We start from the raw sequence: 10,637 nt of genomic DNA, 5'->3' as shown, positions 1-10,637 counted from the left end.
TGGAATGGGTTTGCCCCGCGCTCAGGCATGACTGGCCTCCACCCCCGCCAATGGCCTAGACTGCATTATTGCGTCAGTTCGCCCAAGGCCCTTGCATGTCCGACCCCCGCTACCAGATCGACGTCAGCGTCGTGACCCGCTACCTCAAAGAACAATCCGATCCCGAAAGCAGCCGTTTCGCCTTCGCCTACACCATCACCGTGCAGAACAACGGTACGGTCAAGGCCAAGCTGATGTCCCGCCACTGGCTGATCACCAACGGTGACGGCGAAGTCGAGGAAGTGCGCGGCGCCGGCGTGATCGGCCAGCAGCCGCTGATCGAGCCCGGCCAGAGCCACACCTACAGCAGCGGCGCCGTGATCAGCACCCGCGTCGGCACCATGCAGGGCAGCTATCAGATGTTCGCCGAAGACGGCAAACGCTTCGATGCCCAGATCGCCCCGTTTCGCCTGGCCGTGCCCGGGGCGCTGCACTGATGGCCACCTATGCCGTCGGGGACCTGCAAGGCTGTCTGCAACCACTCAAGTGCCTGCTCGAACGCGTACGCTTCGACCCGGCCGTCGATCGCCTGTGGCTGGTGGGCGACCTGGTCAACCGTGGCCCAGAGTCCCTCGAGACCTTGCGTTATCTCTACTCGATCCGCCATGCGCTGGTCTGCGTGCTGGGCAACCATGACCTGCACCTGCTGGCCGCCTGGCACAATGTCGAGCGCCTGAAGAAAAGCGACACCCTGCGCGAAGTCATCGAAGCCCCGGACGCCGACCAGCTGTTCGACTGGCTCCGCCAGCAGAAACTGCTGCACTACGACGAAGCCCGCGGCATCGCCATGGCCCATGCCGGCATCCCACCGCAGTGGACCCTGGGCAAGGCGTTGGAGCTGGCCGCGGAGGTCGAGGAAGTGCTGCGCGACGACAGTCGCCTGAAACTGTATCTGGACGGCATGTACGGCAATGAGCCGAACAAGTGGAGCAAGGATCTGGCCGGCGTCGAACGCCTGCGAGTGATCACCAACTACTTCACCCGCATGCGCTTCTGCACCGCCGCCGGCAAGCTCGACCTCAAGACCAAGGAAGGCGCCGACAGCGCGCCCAAAGGCTATAAACCATGGTTCGCTCACCCGGACCGCCGCTCGCGCCATGTGAAGATCATCTTCGGTCACTGGGCCGCCCTCGAAGGCCGGGTCGACGCCCCCGGTGTGATTGCCCTGGATACCGGCTGTGTCTGGGGGGGCGCGATGACCCTGTACAATGTCGACAGCGGCGAATTCCACCGCTGCGACTGCACCCGCGAAGGCACCCCTCGCCCGCCGGCATCACCCAACGATCAGCCATGAAGGAACCGCACCCATGAGCGAATTCAAGCGTATCTCCCCAGAACAAGCCCTCGCCCTGCGTGCCGAAGGTGCGATCGTTGTCGATATCCGCGACCCACAGGCGTTCGCCGCCGGCCATATCGCCGGCGCCACTCATCTGGATAATCACTCGGTAGCCGACTTCATCCGCAGCGCCGACCTGGACGCGCCTACACTGGTAGTCTGCTACCACGGCAATTCCAGCCAGAGTGCCGCCGCCTACCTGGTCGGCCAGGGCTTCTCCAACGTCTACAGCATCGATGGTGGCTTCGAACTGTGGCGTAACACCTACCCGGCGGAAACCGCCCAGGGCAGCGCCGAATAATTTTTTCATTTTTCCTGCAGCCCGCGCTTGGCGCGGGCTAGCGCCCGACCTGACGAACGGTCGTAGGCGTCTTCTCCGCTCCCCGCCCTTGACCTCTCGTATAACCAACTATCCTTAAGCCCAGGCCATCCAAAAAAGGGGAGAGCCGGTACACCGGCGTGCGGGTCATCGGTAGCGTTACAGGGTGTTCTGGGGGGTATACAGCAACCGGCAAAACCGGTTGCATGCCAGCATCGGCTGACTGATCCGGCGTCGTCTCCACGTATCGAGCGAGGTGACGTCATGAGCATTTTTAGCCACTTCCAACAACGTTTCGAGTCCACCCGCCAGGAAGAACTTTCGCTGCAGGAGTACCTCGAGCTGTGCAAAGAGGATCGCAGCGCCTATGCCTCGGCGGCCGAGCGGCTGTTGCTGGCCATCGGTGAACCAGAGCTGATCGACACCTCAAGCAACTCCCGGCTATCGCGGATCTTCTCCAACAAGGTGATCCGCCGCTATCCGGCCTTTGCCGATTTCCATGGCATGGAAGAGTGCATCGACCAGATCGTCTCCTACTTCCGCCACGCCGCCCAGGGTCTGGAAGAGAAGAAGCAGATCCTCTACCTGCTGGGTCCGGTGGGCGGCGGCAAGTCGTCGCTGGCCGAAAAACTCAAGCAGCTGATGGAAAAGGTGCCGTTCTACGCCATCAAGGGCTCGCCGGTCTTCGAGTCGCCACTCGGGCTGTTCAACGCCACCGAGGACGGTGCGATCCTGGAGGAAGAATTCGGCATTTCGCGCCGCTATCTCAATACCATCATGTCGCCCTGGGCCACCAAGCGCCTGCAGGAGTTCGGCGGCGACATCAGCAAGTTCCGGGTGGTAAAGCTCTATCCGTCGATCCTCAACCAGATCGCCATCGCCAAGACCGAACCAGGTGACGAGAACAACCAGGATATCTCGGCGCTGGTGGGCAAGGTGGATATCCGCAAGCTCGAGGAGTTTCCGCAGAACGACGCCGATGCCTACAGCTACTCGGGCGCGCTGTGCCGGGCCAACCAGGGCCTGATGGAATTCGTCGAGATGTTCAAGGCGCCGATCAAGGTGCTGCACCCGCTGCTCACCGCTACCCAGGAAGGCAACTACAACAGTACCGAAGGCCTGGGGGCGATCCCTTACACCGGTATCCTGCTGGCCCACTCCAACGAATCGGAATGGCACACCTTCCGCAACAACAAGAACAACGAAGCGTTCATCGACCGTATCTACATCGTCAAGGTGCCGTACTGCCTGCGCGTGAGCGACGAGATCAAGATCTACGACAAGTTGCTGATCAACAGCTCGCTGGCCAAGGCTCATTGCGCTCCCGACACACTGAAGATGCTCGCCCAGTTCACCGTGCTTTCACGTCTCAAGGAGCCGGAGAACTCCAATATCTACTCGAAGATGCGCGTCTACGACGGCGAGAACCTCAAGGACACCGACCCGAAGGCCAAGTCGATCCAGGAGTACCGCGACTCCGCGGGCGTCGACGAGGGCATGAATGGCCTGTCGACCCGCTTCGCCTTCAAGATTCTCTCCAAGGTATTCAACTTCGATCCGCATGAGATTGCCGCCAACCCGGTGCACCTGCTGTACGTGCTGGAACAGCAGATCGAGCAGGAGCAGTTCCCTGCCGAAGTACGCGAGCGCTACCTGCGCTACCTCAAGGAGTACCTGGCGCCGCGCTATATCGAGTTCATCGGCAAGGAAATCCAGACCGCTTACCTGGAGTCCTACAGCGAGTACGGCCAGAACATCTTCGACCGTTACGTGCTGTATGCCGACTTCTGGATCCAGGATCAGGAATACCGCGACCCGGAGACCGGCGAGATCCTCAACCGCATCGCCCTCAACGAGGAGCTGGAGAAGATCGAGAAGCCGGCCGGCATCAGCAATCCGAAGGACTTCCGCAACGAGATCGTCAACTTCGTGCTGCGCGCCCGTGCCAACAACAATGGCAAGAACCCCAGCTGGCTCAGCTACGAGAAGCTGCGGGTGGTGATCGAGAAGAAAATGTTCTCCAACACCGAAGACCTGCTGCCGGTCATCAGCTTCAACGCCAAGGCCAGCAAGGAAGACCAGCAGAAGCACAACGATTTCGTCACCCGGATGGTGGAGCGTGGCTACACCGACAAACAGGTACGCCTGCTGTCGGAATGGTACCTGCGGGTCAGGAAATCGCAGTAAAAGCGGCACGCCCCGGGCGCTTGGCGGTGTGCCCCGGCACACCGCCGGCCCGTGGCGGCAGCAACTGCTTTTACTTGCAGCTCGTAGCTTGAAGCTTGCAGCTGTACCCAGCTACCGGAGGGCCCATGAGCTACGTTATCGACCGACGCCTGAACGGCAAGAACAAGAGCACGGTCAACCGCCAGCGCTTCTTGCGGCGTTACCGCGAGCACATCAAGAAAGCCGTCGAAGAGGCCGTGAGCCGCCGCTCCATCATGGACATGGAGCACGGTGAGCAAATCAGTATCCCGGGGCGTGACATCGACGAACCGGTGCTGCACCACGGTCGCGGCGGCAAGCAGACCATCGTTCACCCAGGTAACAAAGAGTTCACCGCCGGCGAGCACATCGCCCGGCCACAAGGTGGTGGCGGTGGCGGTGGGCGCGGCAAGGCCGGCAATTCCGGCGAGGGCATGGACGATTTCGTGTTCCAGATCACCCAGGAAGAATTCCTCGAATTCATGTTCGAAGACCTGGAGCTGCCCAACCTGGTCAAACGCCACCTTACCGGTGCCGACACCTTCAAGACCGTGCGCGCCGGTATTGCCAACGAGGGCAACCCTTCGCGCATCAACATCGTGCGTACCCTGCGCTCGGCCCACGCCCGTCGCATCGCCCTGACCGGCAGCAGCCGCGCACTGCTGCGCGAGGCGCAAAAGGAGCTGGACCGACTCAAGGTCGAAGAGCCCGACAACTTTACCGACATCCAGGATACCGAGGCCGAGATCGAGCGCCTCAAGGCGCGCATCAATCGCCTGCCCTTCCTCGACACCTTCGACCTCAAGTACAACCTGCTGATCAAGCAGCCCAACCCCAGCTCCAAGGCGGTGATGTTCTGCCTGATGGATGTCTCCGGCTCCATGACACAGGCTACCAAGGACATCGCCAAGCGCTTCTTCATCCTGCTGTACCTGTTCCTCAAGCGTAACTACGACCGCATCGAGGTGGTGTTCATCCGCCACCACACCAGCGCCCGCGAAGTGGACGAGGAAGAGTTCTTCTACTCCCGCGAGACCGGCGGCACCATCGTCTCCAGCGCGCTCAAGCTGATGCAGGAAGTCATGGCCGAGCGCTACCCGGCCAGCGACTGGAACATCTATGCCGCCCAGGCCTCGGACGGTGACAACTGGAACGACGATTCGCCGATCTGCCGCGACATCCTCGCCAACCAGATCATGCCGCATGTGCAGTACTACACTTACGTCGAGATCACCCCACGCGAACATCAGGCGCTGTGGTACGAGTACGAGCGCATCGGCGAAGCATTTCCCGACACCTTCGCCCAGCAGCAGTTGGTATCGGCCGGCGATATCTACCCGGTCTTCCGTGAACTCTTCCAGCGCAGGTTAGCCACATGACCGCCAGAGAGCAGAGACGCCAACCCATTTCCACCGGCTCCGAATGGACGTTCGAGCTGATCCAGACCTACGACCGCGAGATCAGTCGCCTGGCCGCCCGCTATGCCCTGGATACCTACCCCAACCAGATCGAAGTCATCACCGCCGAACAGATGATGGACGCCTACGCCTCGGTCGGCATGCCGCTGGGCTATCACCACTGGTCATACGGCAAACAGTTCCTCAGCACCGAGAAGTCCTACAGTCGGGGCCAGATGGGCCTGGCGTACGAGATCGTGATCAACTCCGATCCGTGCATCGCCTACCTGATGGAAGAAAACACCATGTGCATGCAGGCACTGGTGATCGCCCATGCCTGCTATGGCCACAACAGTTTCTTCAAGGGCAACTACCTGTTCCGCACCTGGACCGACGCCAGCTCGATCATCGACTACCTGGTGTTCGCCAAGCAGTACATTGCCCAGTGCGAGGAGCGTCATGGCATCGACGCCGTCGAGGACCTGATCGACTCCTGCCATGCGCTGATGAACTACGGCGTGGATCGCTACAAACGCCCCTACCCCATCTCCGCCGAAGAGGAACGGCGCCGGCAGAAGGAGCGTGAAGAGCACCTGCAACGGCAGATCAACGACCTCTGGCGGACCATTCCCAAGGGTGCCGAAAAGGGTGGCGACAGGGACGATGCGCGCTTCCCGGCCGAACCCCAGGAGAACATTCTCTACTTCATCGAGAAGCACGCCCCGCTGCTCGAGCCCTGGCAGCGCGAGGTGGTACGCATCGTGCGCAAGATCGCCCAGTACTTCTATCCACAACGCCAGACCCAGGTGATGAACGAAGGTTGGGCGACCTTCTGGCACTACACGCTGATGAACGATCTCTACGACGAGGGCCTGATCACCGAGGGCTTCATGATGGAGTTCCTCCAGTCGCATACCAGCGTGGTGTTCCAGCCAGGCTTCGACAGCCCCTACTACAGCGGCATCAACCCGTACGCCCTGGGCTTTGCGATGTACACCGACATCCGTCGCATGTGCGAACACCCCACCGAGGAAGATCGCCGCTGGTTCCCGGACATCGCCGGCAGTGACTGGCTTTCGACCATCAAGTTCGCCATGAGCAGCTTCAAGGACGAAAGCTTCATCCTGCAGTACCTGTCGCCCAAGGTGATGCGCGACCTCAAGCTGTTCAGCATCCTCGACGATGACCAGCGTGACGACCTTCTGGTCCCGGCGATCCATGACGAGGCCGGCTACCGCACCATCCGCGAGCAACTGGCCGCCCAGTACAACCTGGGCAACCGTGAACCCAACGTGCAGATCTGGAGCATTGATCGCCGCGGCGACCGCTCGCTCACCCTGCGCCACCAGCAGCACAACCGCAAACCCCTGGGTGATTCCACCGAAGAGGTGCTCAAGCACCTGCATCGCCTGTGGGGCTTCGATATCCACCTGGAGACCGTTCAGGGCGACCAGGTGATAAAGACCCACCACATGCCGCCGCGTGGCGAGCACAGCGAGGCCGGCGACTACGGGCGCATGGACCTCGCAGTGGTGCACCACCTCTAGCCGCCATCACCTCCATTGCTGCCGACAAGGTATCCTGTCGCCAGTAATGGAGGTTCCACATGCAGATCTACAAGGTTGGCGGCGCCGTGCGCGACCGTCTGCTCGGCCGTCCGGTCAGCGACATCGACTGGCTGGTGGTCGGCGCCACGGTCGAACAGATGCAGGCCGAGGGCTTTCGCCCGGTCGGTGCCGATTTCCCGGTATTCCTTCACCCCAGGACGGGCGAGGAATATGCCCTGGCCCGCACCGAACGCAAGAGCGGGCGCGGTTATGGCGGTTTCACCTTCCACGCGAGCCCCGAAGTCACCCTCGAGGAGGATCTGGTTCGTCGCGACCTGACCATCAATGCCATGGCCGAGGACGAGCACGGCAACCTGCACGATCCCTACCATGGCAAGGCAGATCTCGAGCAGCGCCTCCTACGCCATGTTTCCCCGGCATTCGCCGAAGATCCCCTGCGAGTGCTGCGCGTTGCCCGCTTTGCCGCGCGCTACGCGCCGCTGGGCTTTCGTGTGGCCGATGAGACGTTGCAGCTGATGCGCCAGATCGCCGAATCGGGCGAACTGCAGGCGTTGACCGCCGAGCGCAGCTGGAAGGAGATCGAGCGTGCATTGATGGAAAGCGAACCGCAGGTATTCATTGAGGTGCTGCGCAGCTGCGGCGGGTTGAGCGAGCTGATGCCCGAGCTTGAGGGTGCCAGTACACTGGCAGCGCTGCACCAGGCGGCAAGGCACCAGCAGCCGCTGGCGGTTCGCTGGGCGTGCCTACTGCGCGGACTGCCGCCTGCCGCGCTCAAGGCGCTGAACCAGCGCTTCAAGGCCCCGCGTGAATGCCAGGAACTGGCAATGCTGGTGGGGGAGTTTGCCGAGCGCGCAGACCAGGCTGCGCAGCTGGAGCCTGCAAGCCTGCTGGAAATGCTGCAGAAGTTCGACGTGTACCGACGGCCGCAGCGCTTCGAGGACTTCATCGCCGCCTGCGAGATGGCGGCGTTGGGTTCAGGTTATCCACAAGGCGAGTACTTGCGCGGGGCCGCTGAAGCGGCGCGTGCCGTGGATGTGAAGCCGTTGCTGGAAGCCGGACTTGCCGGCCAGGGCCTGGGCGAAGCGCTCAAAGGTGAGCGACTGAAAGCGCTAGAAGCCTACAAGGCTGCTTGATCTGCCCGGCCTCTTCGCAGGTAGACCCGCGAAGAGGCCGGCGCAGGCTAAGCGGGAGTCAACTGCAACCCGCGCCATTCGAACGGAACCGGCGCCAGTACCTGCTCGATGCGCGCTTCCCGCCACAACTGCCCCATGGACTTGCCCTCGCCCGGGTGCACCAGCTCCGGGGCCAGCAACGACAGCGGCCAGAGCACGAAGGCGTTCTTCAGGATCTCCGCGCGCGGCAGCACCAGGCCATCGAAGGTCCCGCACAGTTCATCGAACATCAGTACGTCGATATCCAGCGGCAGCCCCTTGCGGTCCGGCGCGTAGCGGCCATTGTCGGCCTCGATGAACTTGAGCCGGCGATCGAGCTCCAGCAGCGGCAGTTCGGTGCGCCCGCGCACCACCAGGTTGTAGAACGGGCCACTCTTGATCCCCACGGCCTGGCTCTCGAACACCGCGGAACACTGCATGTCTTTGAGGATGCCGGCGAGGGCATCGAGCCCGGCGCACAAGTGCCGCTCACGCTCGATGTTGCTGCCCAGCCCAAGGTATACCGTGCTCAGAGACATCCGCGCTCGATCTCCACGCCAACACCACCACGGGCCGCCGGTACCGCGCCCGGCTTGGTGAGTTTCAGGCGCACCCAGGGAATGTTGAATTCCGCCATCAACACCGCAACCAAGCGCTCGGCGAAGGTCTCGACCAGCTCGAAACGGGCCTGTTCGGCGAACGCCTGGATACGTGCCGAGACACTGGCATAGTCCAGTGCCAGCGACAGGTCGTCACCAGCCGCCGCCGGGCGGTTGTCCCAGGCGAAGCTCAGGTCCAGGCGCAGGCACTGGCGAATATCCCGCTCCCAGTCATAGGCGCCGATCACGGTATCGACTTCCAGGCCTTCGATGAACACTCTGTCCAAGCACTTCTCTCCACAGCACGACAAGGGCGACGGGCGCCGTTAGAATCAGGGCGTCCTCGCCCGGAATAGTTAGCATGTTTTGGTCACTGGCGCTGCTTGCCTACCTGCTCGGCTCTCTGTCCTTCGCCATTGTCCTGAGCCGCCTCAGTGGCAGCCCCGACCCGCGCTCCAGCGGTTCCGGCAATGCCGGCGCCACCAACATGCTACGCCTGGCGGGCCGCAAACTGGCGATCCTGACGCTGCTCGGCGACCTGTGCAAGGGCATGTTGCCAGTGCTGCTGGCACGCCTGGCCGGGCTCGACCAGCAAGAGCAGGCCTGGGTAGGCATCTGCGCGGTGCTCGGTCACCTGTTCCCGGTGTACTTCCGCTTCAAGGGCGGCAAAGGCGTGGCCACCGCCGCCGGCATGCTCATGGCCCTGTACTTTCCAGCCGCCCTGTTGGCCATCGGCGCCTGGCTGCTGACCTTCTACCTGACCCGCACCAGCTCGCTCGCGGCGTTGATCGCCACACCGCTGACGCTGCCCTTGCTGGCCTGGCGCGAGCCTGAAGCGCTGCTGCCGATGACCGTGCTGACGGTGCTGATCGTGTGGCGCCACCGCCGCAACCTGCGTGACCTGTTCGCCGGGCGCGAACGCCACTTCTGATGCGCTCGCACAAGCCCGGCTCACCTCATACTGCCGGCAACTGCTCCATCGGCCAGCGCGCCTGCACGCTGATCGCCAGGTCCTGTTGCTGCCCAGCCAACAGACGCTGGCAACCGGCATAGGCAATCATCGCACCGTTGTCGGTGCAGAAGCGTGGGCGGGCGTAGTAGACATTGCCCTTGATGCTGGCCAGCATCTCTTCCAACGAAACACGCAAGGCCTTGTTGGCACTCACGCCGCCGGCGATGACCAGGCGCTTGAGGCCGGTCTGCTTAAGGGCGCGCTTGCACTTGATGGTCAGAGTCTCCACCACCGCCTGCTGGAACGCCAGCGACACGTCGCAACGGGTTTGCTCGTTGTCGTCCCCGGCATCGCGGCATTGCTGCCAGGTATTCAGGGCAAAGGTCTTCAGGCCACTGAAGCTGAACTGCAGGCCGGGGCGGTCGCACATCGGCCGCGGGAACACGAAGCGCCCAGGCGTGCCTTGTTCGGCCAGGCGGGCGATCTCGGGGCCACCCGGATAATTGAGGCCGATCAGCTTGGCGGTCTTGTCGAACGCCTCGCCAGCCGCGTCGTCCAGGCTCTCGCCCAGCAGTTCGTACTGGCCGATGCCATCGACCCGAACCAGTTGGGTATGGCCACCTGAAACCAACAAAGCGACGAACGGAAACTGCGGCGGCTGCTCTTCGAGCATCGGCGCCAGCAGATGGCCCTCCATATGGTGCACGCCAATCGCCGGAATATCCCAGGCGAACGCCAGTGCCTGGGCGCAAGAGGCGCCCACCAACAGCGCGCCGACCAGGCCCGGGCCTGCGGTGTAGGCGATGGCGTCGATCTCGGTAGCGACGCAGTCGGCCTCCTGCAGCACCTGGCGAATCAGGGGCAGCATGCGCTTGACGTGATCGCGCGAGGCAAGCTCGGGCACCACGCCGCCATAGACGCGGTGCAGGTCGATCTGGCTGAACAGCGCGTCGGCCAGCAGGCCGCGTTCGCTGTCGTATAATGCGACGCCAGTTTCGTCGCAGGATGTTTCCAATCCCAGTACTAGCATGGGTCCGTGCCTTGTGGAGGCTGAATTCGAAGGCGCGCATG

General features: G+C 62.7%; 11 protein-coding genes. 8 read left to right on the top strand and 3 right to left on the bottom strand.

What is annotated here, in order from left to right; translation table 11 throughout:
- The first annotated feature begins 95 nt into the window (after positions 1-95).
- The 7 genes from apaG (at position 96) to DFS21_RS06930 (ending at position 7,997) form a co-directional block, all read left to right on the top strand.
- Positions 96-476, top strand: a complete 381-nt coding sequence (apaG, locus tag DFS21_RS06960) for a Co2+/Mg2+ efflux protein ApaG (RefSeq protein WP_046857379.1) — start codon at positions 96-98, stop codon at positions 474-476.
- The gene (locus DFS21_RS06955) at positions 476-1,333 is read left to right on the top strand and encodes a symmetrical bis(5'-nucleosyl)-tetraphosphatase (protein WP_102681927.1); all 858 of its coding nucleotides are present in this window, start codon (positions 476-478) and stop codon (positions 1,331-1,333) included. Before apaG ends, DFS21_RS06955 begins: the two co-directional genes overlap by 1 nt.
- 13 nt (positions 1,334-1,346) lie before the next feature.
- Positions 1,347-1,676: a thiosulfate sulfurtransferase GlpE gene (gene glpE / locus DFS21_RS06950; protein ID WP_046857381.1), complete on the top strand. Its 330-nt coding sequence runs from the start codon at positions 1,347-1,349 to the stop codon at positions 1,674-1,676.
- A gap of 282 nt (positions 1,677-1,958) precedes the next feature.
- Positions 1,959-3,881: a PrkA family serine protein kinase gene (locus tag DFS21_RS06945; RefSeq protein WP_023629260.1), complete on the top strand. Its 1,923-nt coding sequence runs from the start codon at positions 1,959-1,961 to the stop codon at positions 3,879-3,881.
- A gap of 125 nt (positions 3,882-4,006) precedes the next feature.
- Entirely contained in the window at positions 4,007-5,278 is a 1,272-nt protein-coding gene (locus DFS21_RS06940; protein ID WP_046857382.1) for a YeaH/YhbH family protein, read from the top strand.
- Entirely contained in the window at positions 5,275-6,843 is a 1,569-nt protein-coding gene (locus DFS21_RS06935; protein ID WP_110697471.1) for a SpoVR family protein, read from the top strand. The genes DFS21_RS06940 and DFS21_RS06935 overlap by 4 nt, the downstream gene beginning before the upstream one ends.
- 59 nt (positions 6,844-6,902) lie before the next feature.
- A complete protein-coding gene (locus DFS21_RS06930; RefSeq protein ID WP_111532027.1) occupies positions 6,903-7,997 on the top strand; it encodes a multifunctional CCA addition/repair protein in 1,095 nt (364 codons plus the stop codon).
- A gap of 47 nt (positions 7,998-8,044) precedes the next feature.
- Here DFS21_RS06930 and folK read toward each other — a convergent pair whose 3' ends face one another.
- Positions 8,045-8,554, bottom strand: coding sequence for a 2-amino-4-hydroxy-6-hydroxymethyldihydropteridine diphosphokinase (gene folK / locus DFS21_RS06925; protein WP_111532026.1), 510 nt, complete (start codon positions 8,552-8,554; stop codon positions 8,045-8,047).
- Positions 8,545-8,901: a dihydroneopterin aldolase gene (gene folB / locus DFS21_RS06920; RefSeq protein WP_046857386.1), complete on the bottom strand. Its 357-nt coding sequence runs from the start codon at positions 8,899-8,901 to the stop codon at positions 8,545-8,547. Before folB ends, folK begins: the two co-directional genes overlap by 10 nt.
- Positions 8,902-8,975: 74 nt before the next feature.
- Between folB and plsY the strand changes: the two genes are divergently transcribed.
- Positions 8,976-9,545: a glycerol-3-phosphate 1-O-acyltransferase PlsY gene (gene plsY / locus DFS21_RS06915; RefSeq protein WP_046857387.1), complete on the top strand. Its 570-nt coding sequence runs from the start codon at positions 8,976-8,978 to the stop codon at positions 9,543-9,545.
- A 25-nt stretch (positions 9,546-9,570) separates the two neighbouring features.
- On the opposite strand, the gene tsaD is transcribed toward plsY, so the two are convergent.
- The gene (tsaD, locus tag DFS21_RS06910) at positions 9,571-10,596 is read right to left on the bottom strand and encodes a tRNA (adenosine(37)-N6)-threonylcarbamoyltransferase complex transferase subunit TsaD (RefSeq protein WP_046857388.1); all 1,026 of its coding nucleotides are present in this window, start codon (positions 10,594-10,596) and stop codon (positions 9,571-9,573) included.
- Positions 10,597-10,637 lie beyond the last annotated feature (41 nt).

The sequence above is a fragment of the Pseudomonas sp. 2848 genome (assembly GCF_003253945.1).
In the GTDB taxonomy this organism is placed as follows: Bacteria; Pseudomonadota; Gammaproteobacteria; order Pseudomonadales; family Pseudomonadaceae; genus Aquipseudomonas.
Note: the sequence above shows the minus strand (reverse complement) of the source record. Positions and strands in the feature narration are given on the sequence as shown.

Excerpts from the sequence above, each read along its gene's own strand:
- glpE (WP_046857381.1), top strand. The coding sequence starts at position 1,347 with ATGAGCGAATTCAAGCGTATCTCCCCAGAACAAGCCCTCGCCCTGCGT.
- plsY (WP_046857387.1), top strand. The coding sequence starts at position 8,976 with ATGTTTTGGTCACTGGCGCTGCTTGCCTACCTGCTCGGCTCTCTGTCC.
- apaG (WP_046857379.1), top strand. The coding sequence starts at position 96 with ATGTCCGACCCCCGCTACCAGATCGACGTCAGCGTCGTGACCCGCTAC.
- tsaD (WP_046857388.1), bottom strand. The coding sequence starts at position 10,596 with ATGCTAGTACTGGGATTGGAAACATCCTGCGACGAAACTGGCGTCGCA.
- DFS21_RS06930 (WP_111532027.1), top strand. The coding sequence starts at position 6,903 with ATGCAGATCTACAAGGTTGGCGGCGCCGTGCGCGACCGTCTGCTCGGC.
- folK (WP_111532026.1), bottom strand. The coding sequence starts at position 8,554 with ATGTCTCTGAGCACGGTATACCTTGGGCTGGGCAGCAACATCGAGCGT.
- DFS21_RS06935 (WP_110697471.1), top strand. The coding sequence starts at position 5,275 with ATGACCGCCAGAGAGCAGAGACGCCAACCCATTTCCACCGGCTCCGAA.
- DFS21_RS06945 (WP_023629260.1), top strand. The coding sequence starts at position 1,959 with ATGAGCATTTTTAGCCACTTCCAACAACGTTTCGAGTCCACCCGCCAG.
- DFS21_RS06940 (WP_046857382.1), top strand. The coding sequence starts at position 4,007 with ATGAGCTACGTTATCGACCGACGCCTGAACGGCAAGAACAAGAGCACG.
- DFS21_RS06955 (WP_102681927.1), top strand. The coding sequence starts at position 476 with ATGGCCACCTATGCCGTCGGGGACCTGCAAGGCTGTCTGCAACCACTC.